Origin of the sequence: Terriglobus sp. RCC_193, from assembly GCF_041355105.1 — a bacterium.
Lineage (GTDB): Bacteria > Acidobacteriota > Terriglobia > Terriglobales > Acidobacteriaceae > Terriglobus.
The window spans coordinates 278929-304351 of sequence record NZ_JBFUPK010000002.1 but is presented as its reverse complement, the minus strand read 5'-3'; the positions used below and the strand labels follow the sequence as shown (position 1 = coordinate 304351).

Genomic DNA, 25423 nt, shown 5'->3' with positions numbered 1-25423 from the left:
AATGTCGGTGATGTCAGCTTCTAGCCGCAGCGCGCTGCTCGCAGAGACGGCCGAAGAAAAACGCTACGGGTGCCATCACCAGCAGGGCGACCATCTGGGCGTAGTGGTGCTGGCCGGGTGTGTGGGTTTCGGCGAACAGGGCGGCCAGCGCCATGAATCCCGCTGCGCCCTCCGCTGATCCGCGCTGCGTCTCCGGAGAGAGGCGTGCTGCTACCCATCCGCCTAACAACCCGAAGACTGCGGCCACAACACACGTCAACGCGATGAAGCTGGTTGGTGCGCCGTCCCACGGCGTGTCGTGATGTGTGATCTGGAAGAACCACGCAAGGTAAAGCGCAAGCGCCAGAAAGGCACCTGCAAAGGCGGCGAAGGTGGCGCGGAACAAGCGCATCGTAGTGGGTTAGATTATCGCAGCCTTGGGAGCGATGCCGCGATAACTATCCTTATCCCGAGAAAAGAAAACGGCCCCGGAGGTACCGGGGCCGCTTCCTGTTTGTTCTGGCAGTTACTTTTTCTTGCCCTTGTTGGCCTTGAAGTCCGAGACCTGCTTCTGATCGAAGGCGGAGACAATGCCCTGCACATCGGCGGCGTGGGGGCCGCTGGGAGCCAGTTCCAGGTACTTCAGGTAGGCTTCCAGGCAGCCATCCGGGGCAGACATCTTCTGCGTCTTCGGGTCCAGTGTCGCCTTGTCGATCAGGCTCTGTCCCTTGATGTAGTACGACTCGGCCTTGGTCGGGTCAGCAGCGATTGCCTTGTCCGCAGCCTGAGCAGACTGCTCGTGGTTACCGCTGTTGTAAAGGACGGCGGCTTCGTTGTAGTAGTACACACCAGCCTTTGCGGGTTCGGCGGCGGCAGCCTTGTCATAGGCGGCCAGCGCATCGTTCGGCTTCTTGGCGCCAACCAGCGCCTGACCCAGATTGTTGTATGCGCTACCGGAGATGGACGGATTCGGCTTCTTGGAGGCGGCGTTCGTGTCGGCTGCCTTCTGCAGGCTGGTGGCCGCATCGTCGAACTTCTTGGCGCCAAGCTGCGCATTCCCCAGCTCCAGCCACAGGATGGCTTCGTCCGGCTTCTGCTGTGTGGCCTGGGTCATCTTGGCGATGGCGTCGTCATACTTGCCCGCCTTCTCGTCTTCACGAGCACCGGTCAGCAGACCGTTCAGGTTCGCCACCGTCTTGTTCGCGGCCACGGCCGCAGCGTTCTGCTTCTTGAACTCCTCAAGCTGCTTCTTCTGCTCCGGCGTCATGGCCTTCAGGAACTCTTCGCGGGTCATGTCGTCGTTCTGCGCGGTGTCCTGGCCGGGCTTGATCTCCACGTCGTTGATGTAGTCCACCGTGGCGCCTTTCACGATGTAGAACATGACATACTTGCCGGGCTTGATGTCCGCGCCCTTGAAGTCGCCGTTGGCGTCGACCGGGAAGCTGTACTCGTACTTGCGGGTCTTATCGTCGGTGCTGCTGCGGTCGGTGGTCAGCTTGATATCGCCGACGCCCTGCGCAGTGCCTGCGGCGTTCTGCACGTGGCCGTGGATACTGCCGGGCTGGTCCTGGGGCTGTTGCGCGAACGCCAGGCTTGCCGGCGAAAGAACCGCCAACATCGCGGCTACGGAAAGAATGCGAGACTTCATGGTCGTCCTGCTCCTTGCTTGTCACCGGCAATTACGCCGGTGTCTCTGAATGCAAACATAAATGGGATGCCGAAGTTGCGAATTGCCGCCTAACGCCTGGATGCGTAGGGAATCGGGTCTGTGCTGCCGGCCTCCTGAAAAGCCCTCAGCCGTAGAACGCAGCTTTCACACACTCCGCAGGCAAACTCCTCGCCTGAGTAGCACGACCAACTTACATGTAACGGAGCACCCAATTCAACACCCAGACGCACGATCTCGCGTTTACGGAGGTGAATGAGCGGCGTTTCCACACGAATATCGCCCACAGCAGTGCCTTGGCGTATTAATTCGTTGAAGGCGTCATAATATGCCGGGCGGCAATCGGGGTACCCGGAGCTGTCCTGTTCCACCGCTCCGATGAAGATGGTCTTCGCTCCGATGACCTCTGCCCAGCTCACCGCGGCGGATAGGAAGTGGGCGTTGCGGAAGGGCACGTAGGTGACGGGAACGGCGTCGCCGATCTGGCCTTCGTCCTCTGGCGCGTCCGGGACGGCGATGGAAGTATCCGTCAGCGCCGATCCGCCGATCTGGCGAAAGAGATCCATGCGCAACTGGAGAAACTGTTTGAACCCAAGCGCTTCCGCTACGCCACTGGCGCTTTTCAGTTCGCGGGATTCGGTCCGCTGGCCGTAGGAGAAGTGGAGGGCATAGGCGTCGTAGTCGCGTGCCGCCAGCGCCGCACATACGGTGGAATCCATGCCGCCGCTGAGGCAGACCACTGCTTTCTGGCGCGTTTCGTTACTCATGGTTTTCATTCTAAGTTGCGGGTGGGAATGACTGGACTGGAGGGTACCCCTCCCCCTGTTTTCTAAATTCGTCTTTCTATTGGGTTTATGGCTTTGGTATCGCTAAAATCGTCTGCCCATTGAGTTTAGGGGCAAAATCGTCTTTTTAAAGCCTTTAGCTGTTAGCCCTTGGCTTTTAGCTTGCCCCTGATTTCTATTTTAGTGGTTTGGTGGAAATAACCTGCCAAGTTTATTTCTTTTGGTTTGTTGGAGTTGGATGGTTTGGGGGCTTGACAGCACTTCGTGCCGTTCTCGACGCCTTCGGCGGTACTTCGTACCGTTCTCGAAGAGCGGCCAGCCATGATCTTCTGTGAGCGCGCGGGGTTTGCTTCATGCTCCTGTTTGTCTTTTGGGCCGCGCGGTTTTCTTGGTTGCGATTGTTTACGGCAGGGCTGAAGCCCTGCCCCTTCAAAGAAGACGCGCTTTTGCGCGTTGGAGCTTCGCTTTCGCGAAGCTGGTTTTGAGTTCGTTCGTGAAGCTGGTTCGGGTTCGTTCGTGAAGCTGTTTTGAGTTCGTCGTGAAGCTGGTTTGGGTTCGTTCGCGACGCCGGTTTGGGTTCGTTTGCGACGCGGGTTCGTAGCAGGAAGTATTTGCGACGCGGGGGTTCGTAGCAGGAAGTATTAGAGTTCGTCGCCGTTGTCGGCGAGGGAGGCGCCTTTTGCGGTTTCGCCTACGGCTACCCCGTCTTCTACGAAGAGTGGGACGCTGTTCAGAAGTTCGCGTGCCGCTTCGACGTCTTCCGCGCGTACCTGGAGGCGGGCACCGCTTACGGGGAGCAGGATGTTCGCTTCTTCGCCGCTGAGGAAGGAGTCGATGCCGGCTCCGTCGAGTACGCTTTGTGCGACGGACGCCTCGCCCACTTCGGAGTAGCTTGCCACGGTGACAAATTCTTCGTTCTTCTCAGCCATTGGGTCCTGGACCTTTCTTCTATACGGGATAGGACGCTGCTCGGGTTTGCGGAGATGGTCGGGCTTCGAATCGTACGAACAAAGTTCGTCATTCTGAGCGAAGCGAAGAATCCCAACACACTCTCCCGCAACGAAACCTTCAAACCCTTTCCAGCCACAAAACCCAAACCAGCTTCGCATTCGCGAAGCTCCAACGCACGAACGCGCGTCATCCTGAGCGAAGCCGAAGGACCTGCTTTCTTCTCGCATCACTTCCATGCCTAGGTTAGCTTTCGCGAATCTGGGGCACCCGCTTTGTGAGGGAAGAGATAGAGCGGGCCTTTGGCCCTTGCTACTTGCGAGGCAATCTTACCTAGGCCTTCGGCCTAGGCTAATATTTCGTCGGGCCTTTGGCCCTTATCGCATATCTTCGCGCCTTCGGCCCAGGTGATATTTTTTCATCTTGTCGCGCCTCTGGTCCTTGATTGCCTCTGGTCCTTGATTGCCTTTGGTGCTTGATTGCTTTTGGTACTTGATTGCTTTTGGCGCTTGATTGCTTTTGGCGCTTGATTGTCTTCGGTGCTTGATTGTCTTCGGTGCCGGTTGTCTTCGGTACCTGGTTGTCTTCGGTGCTTGGTTATCTTTGGTGCTTGGTCGCAGCCTTTGGCCGTAGGATCGCCCGTTGCGCGATGCCCAGGTTAGCTTCGCGAACCTGGGGCACCCGGTTTTGCGGCTGCTGGTTTGTTGGGCTTCCTAATGCGTTGTAGAGGTGTGGGCACCCGCAGAGAATGCTTCAGCGAACAAGTCCCACATACGCATCCTTGAAGTTGGCGATTCCCCACAACGCATCCTTGAAGTCAGTGAACCCTCTTAACGCTTAAGTAGATTAGTGCTTCAGCAGAGTGGCTTTCCAGAAGGCTGCGCGGGCTGCGTCGAGTTGCGATTGGGTTTTGGGTGTGACGTCGATGACGTAGAAGGGGCCGCCGCCGTGTTGCGCTGAGACCCATGTGGACGAGGGTTTGCCGGTGGCGGCGAACTTGAGCCACTCGCCGCCTGCGATTTTGCTCACGACGTAGTCGGCGTCTTCGTAGTCGCGGTCTTTTACCTGATCGAGTGTTTCGAAGAAGTAGGGCACTTCCGCGGTGTGGTGTGCGCCGAACTCGGGGTGCGCCTTCCACGGTGGCGTTCGCGCGAACCAGTAGAGGTAGACGGAGGATTGGCGGCGGCGCTGGTAGGCGTCGGCATAGAGGGTGGAGATGGCGATGTTGCGGTCGCGGCCTGCCTGGATCTGGCTGGTTGCTGCCTGCTCGTCATCCTGTGCGGGATAGAGCTTCAGGAAGCGTTCGGCGTTGTCGCCATACTTCTTTACGACGTCGGCGCGGAAGGCTTCTGCGGAGAGCTTCTGTGTGGGGAAGCCTTCGTCTTTGACCCAGCCGAGCATGACAGGAACGTCACTGCCAACAGGGTGTACGAGATCGTCACCGGGCTGTTCGGTGAGCCAGTAGCCATCCACAACAGGGCGTTTCGGTGGTGCGTCCGGTGCGTTGAGCAGAGTTTCGGCAGGAACTGCGCGGAGAGCATCCAGTGTGCCGCCGTACTTGGCGGTGAAGGCGTCGCCGAGCTTCGCCGCTTCGTCGAGCGAGGCAACCGTTGTGGCGGGCCACAGCAGCGGATCGCTGTTGAGGATGGCGCGTTGGAACAGGCCTTTTGCCTTGGGCGATGCGAGTAGTTCTGCAACGGATTCTGCGCCTGCGCTTTGGCCTGCGACGGTGATGCGCTGCGGGTCGCCACCGAAGGCTGCGATGTTTTTCTTCACCCAGTCAAGCGCGGCGATCTGGTCGGCGAGAGCGTAGTTGCCTGCACTGTCGTGGCCGCTGTCCGCGCGCAGGGCAGAACTGGCGAAGTAGCCGAAGATGCCGAGGCGGAAGTTCACCGTGACGACGATGAGGCCGCTCTTCGAGAGTTGTGTGCCGTCATAGCTGGCGACGCCCCCGCTGCCCTCGACGAAGCCGCCACCGTGCAGATAGACGAGCACGGGGCGATGTCCGCTGAGTGAACCGGCGGTCCACACGTTGAGCGTGAGGCAGTCTTCGCTGATGTCGTTCTGCACCATGAAGGCTTCGGTCCAGGGCAGATGGCTGCGCGAGAGTTTCTGCATACAGGCCGGGCCGATCTTGTCTGCGGCCAGTGGTGCGGTGCTGCGCTTGACCGGTTCCGGAGCCTTCCATCGCAGAGAGCCGAGCGGCGGCGCGGCATAGGGAATGCCGAGGAAACTACGCACGTTGCCATCGGTTTTGCCGATGAGGGCACCGCTGTCTGTGGTGACGGCTTTCTGCGCGAAGAGGCCGGGACTGAGTGAGAGAGCGAGGGCCGCGGCCGCAATCTTCCGAGTTGAACTGCAGGTTAGCCAACGCATAGGCGCGATGATAGAACGGCGTGGAAGTCTGCGCCAATAGCTATATTGCTGAATTTGGGGAATCTTCATTGGATTGCGCGGCATCGCATTTCGTATGCGAGTGATTGTGCTTGGCGGCAGCGGCATGGTGGGGCAGGGCGTGTTGCGCGAATGCCTTCTGGATACGGGTGTTTCTGAAGTGCTGTCGGTGGGGCGGCGTGCGCTGGATGCATCGGTGGATAGCGCCGTGGATCGCAGGAGCCCGAAGCTGCGCGAGCTGGTTTGTCCGGAGGAGTTTGCTTCGCTTGATTTCACTTCGGTGGCCGATGCGCTTACGGGTTGCGATGCGTGCTTCTTTCCGCTGGGCGTTTCTTCCGTGGGCATGAAGGAGGCGGAGTACACGCGGATTACTCGCGACCTGACGCTGGCGGTGGCGCGTGTGCTGGCGGAACGGAATTCTTCGATGGTGTTCGTGTATGTTTCCGGCGAAGGCACGGACGCGAACAGCAAGACGATGTGGTCGCGTGTGAAGGGCGGCGTGGAGAATGCGCTGATGGCAATGCCGTTTCGTGCGGCGTATGCGTTTCGTCCGGGGTTGATTCTTGCGAAGCATGGCATTCGATCGAAGGTGGCGATTTACAACTTCTTTTATCGCGCGCTGTTTCCGTTGGTTTGGGTATTAGGTAAGTTTCCTAAGTTGGCGACGGATACGGAGACGGTGGGGCGTGCGATGTTGCGTGTGGCAAAGGAAACGCCGCAGCAACGGGTTTGGAATACTGCGGCGATTAATTCTCTTGGTCGTTGAGGGATAGGGCGGGCCTTTGGCCCTTTTCTTTTGTTGGCGCTTGTACCTAGGGCTTCGCCCCTAGGCTAATATCTGGTCGCGCCTTTGGCGCTTGGTGTGGTGGTAGCTGCGGTTACAACGATTCATCGAGCTCTGTGGATCAATCCTGCCGATGGTGGCTGGGATGTTGTTTGTTCTTCCTGTTGCATCGGAGTGGTGGACAGGAATGCAGGTCCTTCAGCTTCGCTTCGCTTCGTTCAGGATGACGCGCTTTGCGCGTATGAGCTTCGCTGGATGACGGTCTTCCGACCGTATGAGCTTCGCTTTGCGAAGCTGGTTTTGGGTTCGTGGTTGAAAGCTCCACGCCGCTTTGGCAGGATGAGAGTTCGTCGGGATTCTTCGCTTCGCTCAGAATGACGGCCTCTGGGCGTTTGACTAGGCTGTATCGACATATTCACTTAGGGCATTCGGTCGCGGAGTGTGCTCCAGTTGGTGACGAGGTTGCGCACGACGACATCGCCTACGCGGTATGCGGAGTCGAGCGATGGCAGGAAGGCCGAATACTTGGTGATCTTGGTTTCCGCCAGTGATTCCGCGGCGGTGATGCCTTCGCGCTGCTGGTCGTAGTTGCTGGCGGTGCGGAGGATGAGGACGCGCTTTGCATCGACTTTGCCTGCGCGATCAAGCCATGTGAGTGATTGCAGTGTGCCGGTGTCTTCCATGCCGCAGATGGCGTAGGTGCCGCGGCCGTCGGTCTGGTAGCTGACCCAGTCGCGTGCCCATTGGTTCAGTAATTTGCCGTGCCAGAAGGTGCTGGCGCTGAGGTTGTCGCCGCGGAGGACGTAGGGCGGCTTCTTGGCGGCAGGTTCTGCGAAGCTCTGGCGGCGTTCGCGGATCTCTGCGTTGTCAGGCAGTTTGATGTCGCGGGTGAGGTTGTATGCCCAGTCGACGAGGCCGGTGTTCAGGTGGAAGACGATGCCGTTGTCGTCGGTGCGCGGCTTCTCGTACGGTGTGGACTTGCGCAGAGGGACGTAGCCGGTGGGCCAGTCTTTGGGGACTTCGCGGATGTCGATTTCGTGGGCGATGTCGCCGTCGACGATCCAGTCAGACCACACTGCGGAGGCAAGCGAACCCTGCTTCGGGTCGATGCCGCCGATGCCTGCGATGACCCAGTAAGCATGCGTGAGATCGAAGCGCGGATCGGTGCCGAGCGCCATGATGGTGGCGGATGCGCGTGCGGTGCCTACGCCGGTGACGATGCCGAGTACGCCATCGTCGTTCATGAGCGCGTCGTGATACGCGGCGGGCATGGCGAAGCGATGGGTGAGGTGTTCGCCTTCGACCCAGTGCTGAAATTCGCCGGGGGTGTCGCCGGTGTCGTTGCCGATCTCAAACATGGTTACGACGACGACTTTGACGGGAATCTTAGCCTGTGCGGCTGCAACGCCGCAGAAGAGCGATGCTGCGAGAAGGGCATGAATGACGCGCATGGTTCATGGTAGCGCGTTGCTAGACGCCCTTCTTTTGCGGCTCCCAGATGAACTTGTGCACCTGCAGGGAGAGGCGCGCTGGCAGGAGGTCGTCCAGCATCCACTGCACCAGGTCGCGTGCGTCCAGCTCCATGTTGTCTGCGGTGCGCAGCGGCGATGGCTGCTGGATAAATGCGGGCGAAAGCAGGATGTGGCCCAGCGTTCCTGCGGCGATCTTCGCGGCGAGATGTTTGCGGATGAAGTCCCGTGCAAATTCGTAGTCGCTGCGGTCGCGTAGAACGAACTTCACTTCATCGCGTGCGGTGAGTGTGTCGAGGTTGCTCATGCGGAACGAACCGAAGGCGCTGCCGCTGCCGGGGCATTTCACATCGACGATCTTGTGGACGGCTGTGGGGACTTCTTCCAACGGGCGTTCGCCGCTGGTTTCGATCATCAGTGTATATTTCGTTTTTTCGTCGTTGAGCAGCCGCTGCATCAGCGGCAGCAGATCTTTCGCGTGCAGCATGGGTTCACCGCCGGTGAACTCGATCAGCGGGCACGCAAGTGCTTCGATCTGCGCGATGACTTCGTCTTCCGTGAACGGCTGGCCGCCGGTGAAGGTGTATTCGCTATCGCACCAGGAGCAGCGCAGGTTGCAGCCTGCAAAACGCACGAAGATGCATGGCACGCCGGTAAACGACGATTCGCCCTGAACGGATTTGTAAAGCTCGATGAGGCGCACTGGTGGTTACTCCGAGTAGGTCGCCTGCGATGTGTTGGTTTCGAAGATGGTGCTGCTCTTCACGCGCACGCGGCCTTTGGTTACGTCTGCGAGGCGGGTGTTCGTTTCATCGAAGAAGTACTTCGCGAGATTTTCCGCGGAGGGATTCACGCGGGTGAACGGCTCAAGGTCGTTGATCATCTGGTGGTCCAGATAGTTCACCACGGGCTTCAGGATGTCTTTCAGGATCTTGAAGTCCAACAGCAATCCGTTCGGCTCCAGCTCTTTACCGGAAAGCGTTACCAGCACGCGATAGTTGTGGCCGTGCGGGTTCTCGCATTTGCCGTGATAGTCGCGCAGGTAGTGCCCGGAGGAGAAATGAGATTCGACGGTTACTTCAAACATGGCAGTTCCTTAGAGATGCACCGCAATGGTATGCCGGTGCAGGATTCAGTTTAGTTTGTTGCAGCGGTCTTAGCCGCGGCGCTTCCGCTGGTTCTTTCCGGCTTCGCGCTGGTTCCGGTGTGCACGATGGATGTTTGCCTGTCCGCCGGGAGTACGTCGTTCCGCCTGCTCAAACATGCCCTGTAAAACTCCCAGCAATGCCACGAAAAGGCCAAGCAGCAACAGCACGATGCCGATGGTGCGCCACAGACTGCCGTCTGACGGGGCACCCGGTTCATGGGTGATTCCCGTGAAGCCAATGACGTAAGCCAACAGGGAAAAGAAGACGAGTGTTGCCGCCAGGATGTACAGATTGCGGCTCAGCATGACAACGACCCCTGTTTACGCCGCATTCCTGCGGAAGGACGTACCGACCAGTCCCGGAATGCTTTCGGTGGTGGGCAGGAGGAAGAACAGGCCAGAGAACAGCAGCGTGGAGATCAGGTCGTTCTGATAGAACGGTACGGCTGCTGCGTAGCAGGCGATGAGGCCGTCCACAGTGTGCGGATACATGCCGCTGCGCAGGAAGACCACAACATTGCTCAGCAGGAAGAAGCTGGTGGCAGAGGCCAGCGCGCTCATGCCCACGCCGAGCCATGTGTGTTTGCGATGCAGCGCGACAGAAGCCGCGAGAATTACCGCGGCATACCAGAGCCACGTGACGAGATAGCCGCTGAGGTGGAAGCTGTAGCCATAACCGAAGACGGTAAGCCACCAGTCCGTGGCTGCAAGGGCTACCACGGCGAAAGCTGCATGCCAGCGCTTTCCGCTGGCCAGGCATGCGCCAAAGAACAAGAGGGACGCGCCCACGGTGGTCACATTGCCGCCGGTGATGTGCAGCAACCGCGGCAACACACGACTCAGGATAGCGATAAGGAGCACCAGGTAGGCCATGTTTCTATTCTCCCACAGTGCGTTGCGGTGATCTATGGGAGTTTTTGTTCTGATTGGCCCAGAAACACGCGCTGGATATGCTGTGTGGCGTCGACCCACGCTTCCGCACTCAGCGGAACGCGATTGCCGCTGATGCCCAGCACTGGGTAGCCGAAGCGGAGGTCGGTGAACCGTACCACTCGCCAGATGCGCTCCTGCGGCTCCAGATCCATGTCGGGATGCAACTGTTCCACCGTGCCGCGGTCTTCCACCAGGGGGGATCGCGCCCAGTCGAGATACACGCGCCCCAGCCAGCTTTGCTTTGCGGCTGTTACGGCGGGTGTTATTGGCGGTTTGGATAGCGTTCGCAGGGTGTCGTCGTCGTAGGTGCCGGTGCGATTGTCAAAGCTGCCCAGCTCCAAGGCCGATGCGGTTTCCGCCACCACAAACCAGCGAAAGGGATTGATGGGATATGGGTTCAGCCCCATACGCAGCACAGGACCGCTGCGGTAATCCTGATGGCGTGCCTGTGTTTTGGCGTTGTTGTGCTGCATGAAACGGAAGCCCCACAGCGCGGTCATGAGCACAAGCGCTGTCGCAGCCAGTCCTCGGCCTGCGGAGCGCGGTTTGCGTGCGCCGATCTCACCGTTGATCAATGAGAACAATGGTGGCAGGAGCAATGCTCCGCCGAGGAACAGGAGCAGTAGCGGCTCCACGATGAAGACCAGGTCGGCGGAATACCAGCGCGGGTTCCACGGGGCGAAGGGGCGGAGGCCGTAGTTGTTGGTCCAGTCCAGCAGCAGATGGCTGAGTAAAGCCAGAAGGCATAGCCCGAAGAGTAACGGCCAATAGGGTGGAACGTCGGTGGAGCGGTGGCGTTGGCGTTGTGCGCGATGGACAAGGTAAAACGTGGCTGTGACGATGGCAGCTTGTAGTGGCAAAGACCAGAGCGCGTGCGTCCATCCGCGGTGATGCTGGAAGTAAACGAGCGGGCCGCCGAGGCGATAGACGTAATCCGCGTCGGGTATTTCTGCGGCGATGACGCAGGCGGCGGTGGCGTACCGTACCCTTGCGGGAAAACCCAGCGCACGCGAGAGGCATGCGCCCGTCAACATGTGGGTTACGGGATCCATTCAGCGCAAGCATACACTCTTTACCGCGAGATAATGGCTGCATGGCCAGCAGCTTGCCAACATCCACGCCGGCGATCGATACGCAGAATGATTTGGATTCGCTGGTGCAGGCATTTGAACAGGGAAGCCTGCCGAAATCTGCGTGGACGCATGCCGCGCATATTGTTGTGGGTGCCAACTACGTTTCTCTACACGGTGAGCAGGTGGCGCTGGAGAGGATGCGTCAGCGTGTTCGCGCCTATAACGAGTCTGTGGGTACCGTGAACTCTGCCACGAGCGGCTATCACGAGACGCTGACGCGTTTCTGGATTGCAGTGCTGGCGCGATTGCGCGACGAGGAGAGGACAACGGTGCACCTGGCGTTTGTACAGCGAGCCGTGATTCTTTATGGCGACAGGCGAGATCTGCATCGGCAGTTTTATAAGTTTGACGTGGTGAAACACACCGAAGCGCGGCAGGCATGGGTGGAACCTGATCATTGGCCCTCCTGCGGCATCATTTCTTAGGTCAGCATTTTTAAGGCATCCATGAGCGAACAAGCAACAGGGAAAGAAATCGAATCGCTGCGACGCGAGATTGAACACCACGAACATCTGTACTACGTGATGGACGCGCCGGAGATTACGGACGCGCAGTACGACCGGTTAGTGAATCGGCTGAAGGCGTTGGAGGCAGAGCATCCGGAACTGGTTACGCCGGACAGTCCCACGCAGCGCGTTGGCGGTAAGCCGAAGGAAGGCTTTGTGAAGGTGGCGCATTCGCGGCCCATGTTGTCGCTGGACAATGCGTACAACGAAGCAGAGCTGCGTGCGTGGGCGGAGCGTGTGGCGGCTTCGATTCATCCCAACGAGAAGCTGGAATACGTTTGCGAATACAAGCTGGATGGCTTGTCGCTGGCCATGCATTACGAAGATGCGGAGCAGGGTGCGGCGCGTCTTGCACGTGGGCTTACGCGCGGCGATGGAACGGTTGGAGAAGATGTCACCAGCAATGTAAGAACGATTCGCAGTGTGCCTTTGTTAGTAAGCGCGGACAAGTTGAAGAAGACGCATGTGCCGCAGACATTTGAAGTGCGTGGCGAAGTAGTGATGCCGCAGGCTGCGTTCGTGAAGATGAATGAGGAGCGCGAACGTGCGGGGCAGGCGCCCGCCGCGAATCCGCGCAATGCGGCTGCCGGCACCATACGCACTGTGGAGCCGAGTATCGTGGCGCAGCGGCGGCTGGATTACTACGCGTACTTCCTGCTGGTGAATGGTGAGTTTTTTCTGCCAACGCAGAGCGAGACGCTGGAGGCGTTGCGCATTGCCGGATTCAAGACGAATCCACATGCTCGCACGGTCAGCAACATTGACGATGTTCTCGCGTTCATTGCAGAGGCAGAGACGAAGCGCGACAACCTTGGTTATGAGATTGATGGCATTGTGATCAAGGTGAACTCGGTTGCGCAACAGAAGCGGTTGGGCTTCACAGGAAAAGCACCGCGCTGGGCTATCGCGTATAAGTTCCCCGCGCGGGGTGCAGTGACGAAGCTTCTGGGCGTGAAGTTTCAGGTGGGACGCACAGGTAAGCTGACGCCGGTGGCGGTGCTTGCTCCTGTGGGGATCGGTGGCATTACGGTTGCGCGCGCTACTCTGCACAACCCGGATGAGATTGCGCGATTGGGCGTGAAGATTGGCGATTCTGTTGCCGTGGAGCGTGGCGGCGATGTGATTCCGAAGATCACCGAGGTGGTGCACGATGCGCAGCATCCGCGTGGCGATGTGGAGATTGTGTTTCCTTCGCGTTGTCCGAAGTGTGATCAACCTGTGCTGCGTGAAGAAGGCGAGGTGGACTATCGCTGCGTGAATGCGAGTTGTCCCGCGCGTTTGCATGAGGAGCTGGTCCACTTTGCGTCGCGCGGCGTGATGAACATTGAAGGCCTGGGCGATGTGATGGTGGGACAGTTGCTGGGTCACTCGCTGGTTGAAGCTGCGGATACAGAGACGACGGCATCGTTGGAAGAAGGCGATGTTGCGAATGAAGAGGAGCCGACGCGCGCTGCGTTGGTGCACACGGTTGCGGATTTGTATCGCTTGAACGCAGAAGATTTGTTGACGCTGGAACGTGTGGGACAGAAGACTGCGGATGCGTTGGTTGAACAGATTGATCGTTCGCGCAAAGCGCCGCTTTATCGCGTGTTGCTTGGGCTTGGCATACGTCATGTGGGAGAACGCACCGCACAGGATCTGGCGAATACGTTTGGCAGTATGGATGCCATCATGGAGGCGTCAGTGGATGAGTTGAAGGCTGCTGAGGGGATTGGGCCGATTGTTGCGCAGACCATCTATGACTTCTTCCAGGTGAAGAAAAACCGCGATCTGGTTGAGGATTTGCGTGGCCGGGGATTGCAGTTCACTGCTGAAAAGAAAGTGGTTGGCACAGCGCTGGCGGGGATGACGTTTGTGTTGACGGGCACTTTGCCTACGCTGACGCGTGATGAAGCGAAGCAACGGATTGAAGCCGCGGGCGGCAAGGTTTCTGGAAGTGTCTCGAAGAAAACGAGTTACGTGGTGGCTGGAGAAGAGGCTGGAAGCAAGCTGGAAAAGGCGCGTGAGTTGGGACTGTCGGTACTGGATGAGGCGGGATTGCTGCAACTTTTGGGCTAAAGCGCGCAGTTTTGGGGTTGTAAATGGCACTTTTTGCGCGGTTTGGGAAGATTTTGGGAATGGTTTCAGCGGCATCTTACTTCTAGTCTGCTTATGAAGCGGAAGGAGGAAGACGGATGAAGCTTTTCAAATGGATGCTGGCCACGGTTCTTGTTCTGGATGCGGCGCTGGTGATGACAGCGCGCGTGGTTCCGACGACTTCTCCGGTGCAGAGTGTTGGCATGGCCGCGGACCAGGAGTCGAACCTTGCCGTGAGTAGCGCTTCGCTTCGTTAAGTTTCTTCATTCACCATTGAATGCAAACGGCCCGCTGTGTGCGGGCCGTTTGCTTTTGCGGATGTGTTCGGAGCTATTCGAAGTAGCGCATGACGGTGTCGACGATGATGGCGGTGTCGCGTGTGATGTCGCGTTCGCAGAGGTGCAGAATGCGGCGCTCGTTGGAGCCGCGAATGGCGTCCATGACGAGCCAGCCGATGGCGCCAAGATCGCGCGGTGGTAGATCGCCCGCGTCGACGGCCTGCTGCAGGATCGCAATGAAATCGGATTTTGCGGAACGAAGGAGCGTTGCCGTTTGTTTGCGGTGTTTGGTTTCGCGGCCGACGGTGAGGATCATGTGATACATGTCGCCGCGGGAACACCAGAAGTCGAGGCGTGTGTGGATCCATGCTTCAACGCGGCTGCGTGTGTCTTTCGCCGCGGCAACACGTTCGTCGGAAAGCTCCGAGAGGCTGTCCACCGCGTGTTGCAATGCGGCGTCGTAGATGGCGTCTTTGGAATCGAAGTAGAGGTAGAGGGTACCTTTGGCGATGTTGGCCTGGGTGGCGACGTCTTCCGTGCGCGAGTGATGGAAGCCTTTGCGGGCAAAAACTTTGAGCGCGGCCTCAATGATTTCGCTGCGTCGCAGGTCAGTGAGGACCTGTTTGCGCGAGGCGAGGCGGGCGTTCTTTTGTGTCAATTCTGAGACGGCCATTCCTGCCCCAAACTAACACGGTTGCCGGGGGATGGAGCCGCTTTGTTTGTCTGATTTTCAGAGGGGGTGGTCGCGCTTTCGCGCGATAGAGAGCGGCTTTGCTGCTCGGCCCAGGTTAGCTTCGTGAACCTGGGGCACCCGGGTTTGTGGCTGCTGGTTTGTTGGGGGTTCCTGGTGCGTTGTAGAAGGTTGAGAGGAATGCAGGTCCTTCAGCTCCGCTTCGCTTCGTTCAGGATGACGGTCTGCGACCGTTTGAGCTTCGCTGGATGACGAACGTCGTTCGTATGAGCTTCGCTGGGTGGCGTCCTCTGATCGTAAGAGATTAGCTTGTAAGGCCTTGCCCGTTTTGACAGGTTCGTTGCATCCGATGAGCCTGCTGGGCGCTCTAATGACCGGAGAGTCATTGCGCTGACTATGCAGTCATTACAGGACGAAGAAAACGACGTGCCGCCTGCGGGGGAATCTGATGTGGCGGCATCGTTGCATCATGCGGAAGAGGTGATGGATCGCGCCGAGACGGCGTTGGCTCCCTCTGCGGCGGAATTTGAGCCGGGTGTGCCGCTGGCTCGTGTGCGGGAACCGCGTGTGTTCAATCCGTGGATTATTGCGCTGGTGGTGACGATGGGCACGTTCATGGAGGTGCTGGATACCTCGATTGCGAACGTGGCGTTGCCGCATATTGCGGGCAGCCTTTCCGCTTCGCAGGATGAGAGCACGTGGGTGCTGACGAGTTATCTCGTGGCGAACGCGATCATTCTGCCGATCAGTGGATGGATTTCAAGCATTCTTGGACGGCGGAATTTTTATCTTGGATCGGTCATTCTCTTCACGATCTTTTCTGCGCTTTGCGGCGTTGCGCCGACGCTGGCTGCCCTGGTGGTGTTCCGCGTGTTGCAGGGGTTGTCCGGTGGCGGTTTGCAGCCGAGTGTGCAGGCGATTCTGGCCGATGCGTTTCCGGGTGAGAAGCGTGGCATGGCGATGGCCGTGTATACCGTGGCGATTCTGTGCGCGCCGGTGCTGGGGCCGACGCTGGGCGGATGGATTACGGATAACTATTCGTGGCGCTGGATCTTCTACATCAACATTCCAGTGGGCGTTCTGTGTGCCATCTTCACGCGCATGGTGCTGCATGATCCGCCGCACCTGACGAAGGCGCGCGAGGCACGCAAGGGCAAGCCGATACAGATTGATGGCACGGGTTTGGCGCTGGTCAGTATTGGTCTTGCGGCGACGGAGATTGTGCTGGACCGTGGGCAGGAGCTGGACTGGTTCGGTAATTCGTTCATCCTGTGGAGCACGATCATCGCCGTGGTGGCGGTGGTGGGCGCGATCTTCTGGGAACTGCATGTGAAGAACCCAGTGGTGAATCTGCGGCTGTTGAAGGAACGCAACTTTCTGTTCTGCTGCGTGATTGTGCTGGGTATGTACACGGCGCTGTATGCGACGACGTTCCTGTTGCCGCAGTTCATGCAGGAGTTGATGGGCTATGACGCTACGACTGCGGGTATCGCGGTGTCGCCTGCGGGTTTGGTGACGATGCTGGAAGTGCCGCTGATTGGTTGGTTGCTGAGCAAGGGCACCGATGCGCGGCGATTGATTGCGTGCGGCATTATCACCATGACGGCGGGTACTTATTGGTTGTCGCTGGGCAATCTCAGCGTGGCAGAGACGAACCTGATCTGGCCGCGTGTGTTGCAGGTGATGGGGCTTGGCATGACGACGGTGCCGCTGTCGACGATCATGTTCCGCTTTCTGCCTGCGGACCAGAGCAGCAATGCCGCGGGTATTTATGCGCTGGTGCGCAATGAGGGCGGATCGATTGGCATTGCGCTTTCGAGTACGTTTCTGCAACGCATGACGCAGGCGCACCAGACGTATCTGAGTGCGGACATTACTTCGTCTTCGCCGGGTGTGATGCAACAGATCAAGTCGGCGGGTGCTGCGATGGGTGGCGCTGCCATCGACAAGACGTATGACGGAATGGCATTGCTGTATCACCAGGTGCAGCAGCAGGCGTTGCTACTGGCGTACATGGATCAGTACCGTCTGTTTGCTTATATCCTGGCGTGTTTGTTGCCGATGGTGCTGTTCCTGAAGCGGCCTCCGAAGGTGGTGGGAAAGATTACGCTGGACGCACACTGATGCTTCATTGAAATGGCTTGTGGGATACTGCGATCAAAGGCTGTCTTTCGTGTTGGAAAGGACATGACCGATGACAGAGTGGTTTGCGCGGCCGGTTCTGCAGGTGACGGATGTTGCGGCTGCGCTGCGCTTTTATGTGGAGCGGCTGGGCTTCACGAATCCCTGGCGATATGACGAAGACGGCAGACTGCGTGTGGCGCAGGTGGAGCGGCAGCGGTGCGCGCTGATCCTGACGAATAACCTGCCAGAGAAGATTGGTAACGGGCTGATCTTCGTATCACTGAATGTCGAACCGGAGACATATGAGGCGTCTGTCGCCGCGCTGGATGGGTTGCGTGCGGAACTGGAATCCCGAGGCGTTATGGTGCGGGATGCTTCGTGGGGCTACCGGGTATTGGTGGTGAACGATCCGGACGGCAACCAGCTGTTTTTCAACTATCCAAACAAAGACGAATTTGCGGCGACAACAGGCGATGGAGCTTCGCTGGCGCACTTGGTGCGTTGATCGTTTCTTTGCCGCTCTGCCCAGGTTAGCTTCGCGAACCTGGGGCACCCGGTTTTTGCTGCTGGTCTGTTGGGGTTTCCTTGTGCGTTGTAGAGGGTGTGGAGGAATGCGGGTCCCCTTCGCTTCGTTCGAGGGCATGCTTCAGCTTCGCTTCGTTCAGGATGACGATCTTCGATCGTATGAGCTTCGCTTTGCGAAGCTGGTTTGGGTGGTGGCTGGAAGTTGGTGGGGTCTTTGGCAGGATGAGAGTTCGTCGGGATTCTTCGCTGCGCTCAGAATGACGGCCTTTGGCCGTTGGATCGCGCTTTGCGCGATAACCCAGGTTAGCTTCGCGAACCTGGGGCACCCGGTTTTGGCTGCTGGTTTGTTTTGGGTTTCCTGGTGCGTTGTAGAGGGTGTGTAGGAATGCAGGTCCTTCAGCTCCGCTTCGCTTCGTTCAGGATGACGGTCTGCAACGGTATGAGCTTCAGGATGACGGTTCTTGACCGTAGGAGCTTCGCTGGTGATGACGGTCTTTGACTGTTTGAGCTTCGCTGGTGTGGTGAGACGGTGTTTGGCCGTGCGAGCTTATTGCGTTGGCGGGATGTGCAGGTTGTTGAGTAAGGACTTGTCGATTTTTAGCGCGATGCCGGAGTTGCGGTCGGCCACTTCTGTGACGCGGTATTGTGCGGCGGCGCCCAGGAACTGGCCGAGTTCACTGGGGTTGAGTTTGTAAATGTTGGCGAGCCAGCCTGCCATGTTGGCGGTGGCGTCTTTGAGGGCGTCGTCGAGATAGCCGGAGTAGCCCAGTGCGATGAACTGCGTTGGGGTTTCGATGCGGGGGAAGCCGGTTTTGCGGTCTTGTATGAGGTCGACGGTGACGGTGACATCCATCGATGTTTCGAGCGCGTTGCCGTTGAGTTCGCCGTCGCCCTGCAGCGCGTGCGCGTCGCCGAAGTAGAGCAGGGCACCGGGATTGATGACGGGAAGATAGACGGTGGCTCCTTCGCCGATTTCATTGAAATCCATGTTGCCGCCGTAGTAGCCGGAGTCGCCGGTGGGTGGTGGTGCGTCGCTGGGAGCGACCGCTACCGCGACGCAGCCGAGCATGGGACGCAACGGGATATTCAGGTCTTTTAATGCGGCGCTGCCGGAGTCCGGCGATGCGGTCATGTGTACGCGGTCGAGCTTCCATGTGATGCTGCTGTGGTTGTCGCGCGTGCGAACGGCGAGCGAGGGAGACGACGCGGACTGTACGAAATCGTCGTTGGAGCCGGCGGTGTCGCGATTGAGGCGGAGCTTCTGGATGTGGATGGCGATGGTGTCGCCGGGCTGTGCGCCTGCGATGTAGAACGGGCCCGTTTGCGGATTGCCGCCGGCGATGCGCTTGATGTTGTTTTCGTCGTTGCCGCCCGCGTCTACGGTGGTGGTGTGGATCGTGTCGCCGGGGTTGATGTGCAGCACGGGCTTGTTGAGCGCTGAGTACTGGCGGTAGTAGGTGGTGGGTTTGAACTCGTGCGTTTGCGGCGTGGTTTTGGGCAGAGGTTTCACGAGCGTGGCCGTGAAAGGGCAGATGAGAGGCGATGCGATTTCGCCGAAGGTGACTGTGCCGGTGAGGGCATCGTGATCCTGATGCGCGTCGACGATGACGTGGTTGCCGTTTTCTGTGCCTTCGATTTTGAGGTGGCCGCCCGTGTTGGTGCCGGCGAGGTGTGTGCCATTGTATGTGCCGGACACGTGGGTGGTGTCGTGCTGGTCCAGATCGAGCCGGTAGTAGCGCGTTGCTCCGTAGAAGTCAGCGGTGAGTTGCCAGCGTTCGTTGGTGGCTGTGGGTTGTTGCTGGGCAGGCAGGAGCGTGGCGGTGAACAGGAGCAGCGGCAGCAGACGCTTCATGGCAGGAATTCCTCTGGACCCATTTCAGATTGGCACAGATGGTTACGCAGAGAAAAGAGTCGTGGGACGCAAATTTGCCGGGCAATCGCAGGTGGATACGAAAAGCGTGTGCGGTCTGGCCGGGAGCTGCATCCAACAGAGCATCATGACCAAACGCGCCCTTGGAAGCACCGCAATCGAAGTCTCGCCCATCATGCTGGGCGGCAATGTTTTTGGCTGGACCATCGACGAGAAGCAATCGTTTGCCGTGCTGGATCGCTTTGTGGATCGCGGATACAACTTCATTGATACGGCGGATGTGTACTCGTCGTGGATTCCCGGGAACAAGGGCGGCGAGAGCGAGACGATTCTTGGGAACTGGTTCAAGAAGACGGGCAAGCGCGAGAGCGTGGTGCTGGCGACGAAGCTGGGTAATCCCATGGGCGAGGGCAAGAAGGGCCTGAGCGCGGCGTATATGAAGGAAGCCGTGGAGGCTTCGTTACAGCGGTTGCAGACGGATTACATCGACCTGTACCAGGCACACATTGATGATGCGGAGACGTCGCTGCAGGAGACGCTGCGTGCGTTTGACGACCTGGTGAAGGAAGGCAAGGTCCGAGCGATTGGCGCGTCGAACTATTCTGGCGATCGTCTGCGTGCTGCGGAGGAGATTTCGCGGCGCGAGGGCATTGCGCGCTACCAGACGCTGCAGCCGCACTACAACCTGTATCACCGTGCGGAGTATGAGCATGATCTTGCGCCGGTGGTTGCGGAGTTCAGCCTGGGGGTGGTGCCTTACTTCGCGCTGGCTTCGGGCTTCCTGAGTGGCAAATACAAGACGGCAGGCGATGCGGAGAAGGCAAAGCGTGCGGGCATGCTGGGTAAGTATTTTGATGAGCGCGGCATGAAGATCCTGGCGGCGCTGGAGAAGGTGAGCCAGGAGACAGGAGCGAAGCAGGCTTCGATTGCGCTGGCCTGGTTGTTGTCGCGACCGAATATCCTGGCGCCGATTGCGAGTGCTACGTCGACGGAGCAGTTGGAGGATTTGTTTGCTGCTACGGAGTTGGAGCTGACGCTGGAGCAGTTGAAGGGTCTGAGCGAAGCTTCTGCGTATTGACGGGCAGGGTTTAGTTGCTTTGGCTTCCTATTGGCGTTGTAGAGGGTTGCGAGGAATGCAGGTCCCCTTCGCTTCGCTCGGGATGACGGTCTTTGACTGTATGAGCTTGGCTGGACGCACTTGGTGCGTTGGATCGCGTACTTCGTACCGTTCTCGAAAAGCTGCGCGATACCCAGGTTAGCTTCGCGAACCTGGGGCACCCTGTTTCTGCGTATTCGGTTTTTGTGGCTGGGCATAGGGCGCGCCTTCAGCGCTTTTGCGGTGTATGGCCATCTACCTAGGCCTTCGGCCTAGGCTAATATCTTGGCGGGCCTTTGGCCCTTGATTCATCGACCCGATGATGTTTGTTTGCGTCATCAGGCTCTTTCTGTACGAACAATAGAAACAGATTGAGGCTTTGGCGTGCTAAGGCGGTTGCAATAAAAAGCAGATGAGGCTTTGAGCGGGGTTTCGGCTACTAAGGCAGCTGCAATAAAAAACGGATGAGGCTTTGGGCGAGGCTTCGGGGTATGAAGGCGGTTGCAATAAAAAAGGATGAGGCTTCGGATGAGGCTTTGGCGTGCCAAGGCGGCTGCAACAACAAGAACGAATGAGGCTTCGGGGCGGGGCTTCGAGGTGCCAAGGCGGCTGCAATAAAAACGATTGAGGCTTTGGGCGAGGCTTCAGCGTGCTAAGGCGGTTGCAATAAAAAACGGATGAGGCTTTGGGCCTCACCCGTTCTTGTTTCTGTAGCCGTTCCTGTTGCTTGCCGTTCTGTTGTTGCAGCTGTTCGTGTTTCTTTGCTGCGGCTTCGTTGGTTATTCGTGGCCCTTGGCGTTGGGGTCCGGGGCAGGGGTTGGGATGCGGGGCAGCATGTCGGGGCGGGTGGCTGCGTTGTAGGCAAACCACGCTTCGATCATGGAACCCTGCTGCACGTCCGGTACCTGCACGCGGTCGTAGGTGTCTGCGTTGGAGTGGTGGGTGCGGGTGCCGTACTCCAGTGGGTCCTGCATGAAGCTGATGCCATTCAGGCCGATCCAGGAGAACGGGGTGGAGTCTGTGCCGCCGGGCGCGGCGGTGGGGCGGAACTCTGTCCCGGAGACGGCGACGATGTGCTGGTCCTTGATGGGTTCAATCCACGACTTGAAGATTTCGCCCATCTCCTTGCTGCCGCCAGCGGAGACGCCACGGAAGCGACCGGAGCCGCCGTCATCGTTGAAGTAGACGTTGAACTTGTCGTATTCCGGTTTCTTCACCATGGTGGTGCGTTCCGCGAAGTGCTGCTGGACGTATGCGGTGGAGCCGTAGACGCCTTCTTCTTCACCACCCCAGAGGGCGACGCGAACGGTGCGAGCCATGGGCTTGTGCAGGGTGGCGAGGATGCGTACGGCTTCCATTGCAACGGATGAGCCGGTGCCGTTGTCCGTGGCGCCGGTGCCGCCCTGCCAGCTATCGAAGTGACCGCCGACCATGACGACTTCGTCCTTCTTAGTGGTGCCGGGGATTTCGCCGATCACGTTGAAGGCGTTCTGGTTTTTCTTCTGGTATTCCACCTGCACGTCAAACGTGAGCTTTGGTGCGATGTTGTGCTGGGTGAGGCGCACGAGACGGTTGTACTGCTCCGCCCCAATGGCGACCATTGGCGGCGGGACGGGATCGTTCGGGTTTTCAGAGCCGCCGTAGGTACCGAAGATGGTGCCGCCGTCGCCGTTGTAGCCGGGCGTGAGGACGATGGCCGGCTGCTCGTCGTGCAGGAATTTATTCATCTTGTTGCGGAGGTCGTGGTTCCTGGCGTTGGCCAGCGCCAGCGATGTGGGTGAGAACTCCTGAGTGCCTTCGCCGGGACGTCCGCGACCACTGGGATCACGATCCGCTGCGCCGCCGGGACCACCGGGGCCACCCGGTCCGCGACCGCCGCGGGGCTGGCCTGCGCGGGCGAGGATTTCTTCATCGGTGGGCGAGGGCTGTGCGTCGGCGCGGGTGTGCAAGGTGAGCTTTGCGGGATCAAAGATCAACACGGCTTTGCCCTTCAGCTTGCCGTGCCACTTGGCGAAGTCTTCCTCTGAGTGGATGGGGGCGAAGATGGGTTCGACCGAAATCTGGCCCGGGGTGCCGGGTGTCCATGCGAGCGGGAAGCCGGTGAATGCGGCGTAAGCCGGGGTTTCCATGGCGCCGTAGAACTTCTTGATCTGCCAGCCGTAGCCGAAGGGCCAATACTCCAGGTGGACGTTCTGTAGTCCCCACTCCTTCATCTGCTTCATGGCCCATTCGGCGGCGGCCATGTGGTTGGGGCTGTTGTTCACACGTGGACCGTAGACCTCAGACATCCAGAAGAGGTTTTCCATGACGTGCGAGTTGTCAAAGGCTTCGTGCTTGATCTGCGCCAGCGCGTCCAGATCCACTTTGTCGCCAGCCTGCTGCTGCGCAAAGGCAGGGGAGAGGAGCAGCACGGCGGCAGTTGCAACGGCCGCCTGCTTGAAACGGTGCAGATTCATCGGAGAAGTCTCGCTTTCAACGGAAATGCAGGGTAACGGGTGCCAGAGAATGAATCTGGCACACAGACGCTGGAAGAAGAGCCGCACGCAGACAGCCGGGCGCTGATGCGGTGGCATTAAGAAATGTTGTGATGGCACAAAGCTAATCGAACGGGTGGGCAGGGCGCAATCGAAAGTGCAGAGATTTGTGAAATGGTTTCGCAGAAATGCGCCATGAAGCGGGGAACGGGCTGAGAAGTTAGAAAACGTTCTTAATCATGATCGCGCGCCATGCCATGATGGGTGGCATGGCGCGCGATGCGGGTTTGGAAGCGATGGTGGAAGAGGCGCTGGAGGGCATGCGCGTAACGCGCAAGGCCATGTTCGGCGGAATGGCGTGGATGTATCGCGGCAACCTGGTGTGCGGTGCTCGTGTGGGACATCTGCTGGTGCGGCTGGGTAAGGGGAATGATGCGTGGGCGCTGGCGCTGGACGGCGTGACACAGATGATGTCGGGCAAGCCAATGAACGGATGGGTGCGTGTGCCTGTGGAAGTGTATGCGGATGATGTGGTGCGGAAGCGGTTGCTGGATGCAGCGAAGGCGTTTGTGATGACGCTGCCGGTGAAGGAATAACGGCAGCGTGGAGAGCCGTTACTCCCTGCCGGTTGGGACGAGTTTCTAACTGGCGAAGATGAGGCCGTCGACAACCCCCGGGTCAACACCGGCCTTGGCGTCTTGCATGGGAACAACGGTGAGTGTAGGCGCCGCCCAGTTTTTGGGCGAGGAAACGGTAGAGTTGATTTTCATAATGGGCCCAATGTTATGGGAATGAGGCCTCGCCATCGGTAGATACCTTTCAATCAAAAAATCGATCCGAACCGATTCGGGAAAACGGGCAGGCGTTGGTGTTGCGTCTGCTTTGCGAGAATCATCAGGACGAAGGTGTTTGTGATGACGCTGCCTGCGAAGGAATAACGGTCTGGTGGAGAGCCATTATTCCCTGCCGGGGTGGATGGGTTTCTAACTGGAAAAGGCGAGGGAGTCGAGACCATCCGGGCTAACACCGGTCTTGGCGTCTTGCATTGGAACAACGGTGAGTGTGGGCGACGTCCATTTTTTGGACGAGGGAACGATAGAGTTGGTTCTCATAGTGGCACCATGTTATGGGAACGAGACCTCGCCATAGAAACAGATATCTCTTCTACCTCTTCCTCAAAAAATCCATTCGAACCGATTGGGAAAACGGGCGGACGTTGGTGTTGCGTCTGCCTTTTGCGAGAATCGTTAGGGACGAAGGCGGGGATACGAGACGGTGCGGATTGCAAGCTGGAATGTGAATTCGATTCGTGCGCGGATGACGCATGCGCATGACTTTCTGCAGGCGCAGCAGCCGGATGTGCTGCTGATGCAGGAGCTGAAGACGCTGGAGTTTCCAGCGATGGACTTCAAGGCGCTGGGCTATGAGTCGGTGGCCGTGGGGCAGAAAAGTTATAACGGTGTCGCGATCCTGTCGAAGCTGCCGATTGAGACCGTGAGCACGAAGCTGGATGGCGATGAGGAGGATACGCATGCGCGCTTCATTGAAGCCATCCTGGATGAGCCGGATGGCAAGCGGCTGCGCGTGGTGTGCATCTATCTGCCGAATGGGAATCCGGTGGGTACGGAGAAGTTTCTGTACAAGCTGGGATGGATGGACCGGCTGATCCACCAGATGATGCGTTGGAAGGACGATCCGATTCCGACGATCATTGGCGGCGATTTCAATGTGATTCCGGAAGACATGGATTGCGACAAGCCTGCGAACTGGGTGCGCGATGCGTTGTTTCAGCCGGAGCCGCGTGATCGATATCGCGCGATGCAGACGATGGGTTGGGTGGATGCGTTTCGCGCGCTGCATCCGGAGGAAGCCGGAGCGTATACGTACTGGGATTACTTCCGGCAGGCGTTTGAGCGGAACCGCGGGATTCGGATTGATCACTTTTTGTTGTCGCCTTCGTTGCGGCCGAGGTTGGAGGCTTGTGTGATTGATAAGACTCCGCGGGGGCACGAGAAGGCGAGCGACCATACGCCGATCCTAGTGACTTTGAGGTAGATCCCCTCAGCGGCTAAGGCCGCTTGTTGATTGTGGCTGTTACGGCAGGGCTGAAGCCCTGCCCTTCCGAAAGCGACGCACTGCGTGCGTATGAGCTTCGCTTTGCGAAGCTGGTTTGGGTTCCTTGACTGGAAGCTTGTGGGGTCTTGGCAGGAGGAGAGTTCGTGGGGATTCTTCGCTTTGCTCAGAATGACGGTCTTTGACCGTTGGGGCTTTGCTGGACGCACTTTGTGCGTTGGATCGCTCCTTTGGAGCGATGCCCAGGTCAGCTTCGCGAACCCGGGGCACCCGGTTCTTTGGCTGGTGGTTCGTTTTGGGGTTTCCTGATGCGTTGTAGAGGGTTGAGAGGAATGCTGGTTCCCTTCGCTTCGCTCGAGGGCATGCTTCAACTTCGCTTCGCTTCGTTCAGGATGACGCGCCTTACGCGTACAAGCTTTGCTGACACTTCTTGTGCTTTGGGGTGCGCGCGTTTTCCTGTGATGACAGACTT

Annotated in this window: 23 protein-coding genes; 9 read left to right on the top strand and 14 right to left on the bottom strand. The window is 58.6% G+C overall.

The genetic code is table 11. The features are described 5' to 3' along the window. Nucleotides 1-13: 13 nt before the first annotated feature. The 5 genes from AB6729_RS10030 to AB6729_RS10010 all read right to left on the bottom strand — a co-directional run bounded on the left by AB6729_RS10030 (nt 14) and on the right by AB6729_RS10010 (nt 5823). The gene (locus tag AB6729_RS10030) at nt 14-391 is read right to left on the bottom strand and encodes a hypothetical protein (protein WP_371081473.1); all 378 of its coding nucleotides are present in this window, start codon (nt 389-391) and stop codon (nt 14-16) included. A gap of 114 nt (nt 392-505) precedes the next feature. After that, on the bottom strand, nt 506-1627 hold the full coding sequence (locus tag AB6729_RS10025; RefSeq protein ID WP_371081472.1) for a tetratricopeptide repeat protein: 1122 nt from the start codon (nt 1625-1627) through the stop codon (nt 506-508). An 89-nt stretch (nt 1628-1716) separates the two neighbouring features. Then, nucleotides 1717-2421, bottom strand: a complete 705-nt coding sequence (queC, locus tag AB6729_RS10020; RefSeq protein WP_371081471.1) for a 7-cyano-7-deazaguanine synthase QueC — start codon at nt 2419-2421, stop codon at nt 1717-1719. A 650-nt stretch (nt 2422-3071) separates the two neighbouring features. Then, nucleotides 3072-3359: a putative signal transducing protein gene (locus AB6729_RS10015; RefSeq protein ID WP_371081470.1), complete on the bottom strand. Its 288-nt coding sequence runs from the start codon at nt 3357-3359 to the stop codon at nt 3072-3074. A gap of 865 nt (nt 3360-4224) precedes the next feature. Beyond that, on the bottom strand, nt 4225-5823 hold the full coding sequence (locus AB6729_RS10010; RefSeq protein WP_371081469.1) for a carboxylesterase/lipase family protein: 1599 nt from the start codon (nt 5821-5823) through the stop codon (nt 4225-4227). A gap of 4 nt (nt 5824-5827) precedes the next feature. On the opposite strand from AB6729_RS10010, the gene AB6729_RS10005 reads away from it, so the two are divergent. Next, nucleotides 5828-6538 (top strand): epimerase, encoded by a 711-nt coding sequence (locus AB6729_RS10005; protein ID WP_371081468.1) that lies wholly within the window; start codon nt 5828-5830, stop codon nt 6536-6538. 437 nt (nt 6539-6975) lie between these two features. Here the strand turns inward: AB6729_RS10005 and AB6729_RS10000 are convergent, their stop codons facing one another. The 6 genes from AB6729_RS10000 to AB6729_RS09975 all read right to left on the bottom strand — a co-directional run bounded on the left by AB6729_RS10000 (nt 6976) and on the right by AB6729_RS09975 (nt 11157). Then, nucleotides 6976-8007: a purine nucleoside permease gene (locus AB6729_RS10000; protein ID WP_371081467.1), complete on the bottom strand. Its 1032-nt coding sequence runs from the start codon at nt 8005-8007 to the stop codon at nt 6976-6978. Between the two features lie 19 nt (nt 8008-8026). After that, nucleotides 8027-8728, bottom strand: a complete 702-nt coding sequence (locus tag AB6729_RS09995) for a 7-carboxy-7-deazaguanine synthase QueE (RefSeq protein ID WP_371081466.1) — start codon at nt 8726-8728, stop codon at nt 8027-8029. 6 nt (nt 8729-8734) lie between these two features. After that, nucleotides 8735-9112, bottom strand: a complete 378-nt coding sequence (queD, locus tag AB6729_RS09990) for a 6-carboxytetrahydropterin synthase QueD (protein ID WP_371081465.1) — start codon at nt 9110-9112, stop codon at nt 8735-8737. A 69-nt stretch (nt 9113-9181) separates the two neighbouring features. Continuing rightward, nucleotides 9182-9478: a hypothetical protein gene (locus AB6729_RS09985; protein WP_371081464.1), complete on the bottom strand. Its 297-nt coding sequence runs from the start codon at nt 9476-9478 to the stop codon at nt 9182-9184. Nucleotides 9479-9493: 15 nt separating this feature from the next. Beyond that, on the bottom strand, nt 9494-10045 hold the full coding sequence (locus AB6729_RS09980; RefSeq protein ID WP_371081463.1) for a DUF6580 family putative transport protein: 552 nt from the start codon (nt 10043-10045) through the stop codon (nt 9494-9496). A 32-nt stretch (nt 10046-10077) separates the two neighbouring features. Beyond that, nucleotides 10078-11157 carry a metal-dependent hydrolase gene (locus AB6729_RS09975; protein WP_371081462.1) on the bottom strand — a complete coding sequence of 360 codons (1080 nt, stop codon included), beginning with the start codon at nt 11155-11157 and terminating at the stop codon, nt 10078-10080. Nucleotides 11158-11198: 41 nt separating this feature from the next. Between AB6729_RS09975 and AB6729_RS09970 the strand changes: the two genes are divergently transcribed. The 3 genes from AB6729_RS09970 to AB6729_RS09960 all read left to right on the top strand — a co-directional run bounded on the left by AB6729_RS09970 (nt 11199) and on the right by AB6729_RS09960 (nt 14077). Further along, entirely contained in the window at nt 11199-11663 is a 465-nt protein-coding gene (locus AB6729_RS09970; protein ID WP_371081461.1) for a hypothetical protein, read from the top strand. Between the two features lie 21 nt (nt 11664-11684). Then, nucleotides 11685-13802 (top strand): NAD-dependent DNA ligase LigA, encoded by a 2118-nt coding sequence (gene ligA / locus AB6729_RS09965; RefSeq protein ID WP_371081460.1) that lies wholly within the window; start codon nt 11685-11687, stop codon nt 13800-13802. A gap of 116 nt (nt 13803-13918) precedes the next feature. Then, nucleotides 13919-14077, top strand: a complete 159-nt coding sequence (locus tag AB6729_RS09960; protein WP_371081459.1) for a hypothetical protein — start codon at nt 13919-13921, stop codon at nt 14075-14077. A gap of 73 nt (nt 14078-14150) precedes the next feature. On the opposite strand, the gene AB6729_RS09955 is transcribed toward AB6729_RS09960, so the two are convergent. Continuing rightward, nucleotides 14151-14771 (bottom strand): TetR/AcrR family transcriptional regulator, encoded by a 621-nt coding sequence (locus tag AB6729_RS09955; protein ID WP_371081458.1) that lies wholly within the window; start codon nt 14769-14771, stop codon nt 14151-14153. Nucleotides 14772-15185: 414 nt separating this feature from the next. On the opposite strand from AB6729_RS09955, the gene AB6729_RS09950 reads away from it, so the two are divergent. Together AB6729_RS09950 and AB6729_RS09945 are read left to right on the top strand one after the other, a co-directional pair. Further along, the gene (locus tag AB6729_RS09950) at nt 15186-16913 is read left to right on the top strand and encodes a DHA2 family efflux MFS transporter permease subunit (RefSeq protein WP_371081457.1); all 1728 of its coding nucleotides are present in this window, start codon (nt 15186-15188) and stop codon (nt 16911-16913) included. 70 nt (nt 16914-16983) lie between these two features. Further along, a complete protein-coding gene (locus AB6729_RS09945) occupies nt 16984-17418 on the top strand; it encodes a VOC family protein (protein WP_371081456.1) in 435 nt (144 codons plus the stop codon). A 567-nt stretch (nt 17419-17985) separates the two neighbouring features. Here the strand turns inward: AB6729_RS09945 and AB6729_RS09940 are convergent. Continuing rightward, nucleotides 17986-19290: an acetamidase/formamidase family protein gene (locus AB6729_RS09940; protein ID WP_371081455.1), complete on the bottom strand. Its 1305-nt coding sequence runs from the start codon at nt 19288-19290 to the stop codon at nt 17986-17988. Between AB6729_RS09940 and AB6729_RS09935 the strand changes: the two genes are divergently transcribed. After that, entirely contained in the window at nt 19289-20386 is a 1098-nt protein-coding gene (locus AB6729_RS09935; RefSeq protein ID WP_371081454.1) for an aldo/keto reductase, read from the top strand. The two genes, AB6729_RS09940 and AB6729_RS09935, sit on opposite strands and share 2 nt — an antisense overlap. A gap of 797 nt (nt 20387-21183) precedes the next feature. On the opposite strand, the gene AB6729_RS09930 is transcribed toward AB6729_RS09935, so the two are convergent. Further along, nucleotides 21184-22860 carry a M28 family peptidase gene (locus tag AB6729_RS09930; RefSeq protein ID WP_371081453.1) on the bottom strand — a complete coding sequence of 559 codons (1677 nt, stop codon included), beginning with the start codon at nt 22858-22860 and terminating at the stop codon, nt 21184-21186. Nucleotides 22861-23117: 257 nt separating this feature from the next. Between AB6729_RS09930 and AB6729_RS09925 the strand changes: the two genes are divergently transcribed. Both AB6729_RS09925 and xth read left to right on the top strand, forming a co-directional pair. Continuing rightward, nucleotides 23118-23474 carry a TfoX/Sxy family protein gene (locus tag AB6729_RS09925; protein WP_371081452.1) on the top strand — a complete coding sequence of 119 codons (357 nt, stop codon included), beginning with the start codon at nt 23118-23120 and terminating at the stop codon, nt 23472-23474. A gap of 679 nt (nt 23475-24153) precedes the next feature. After that, entirely contained in the window at nt 24154-24933 is a 780-nt protein-coding gene (gene xth, locus AB6729_RS09920; protein WP_371081451.1) for an exodeoxyribonuclease III, read from the top strand. Nucleotides 24934-25423 lie beyond the last annotated feature (490 nt).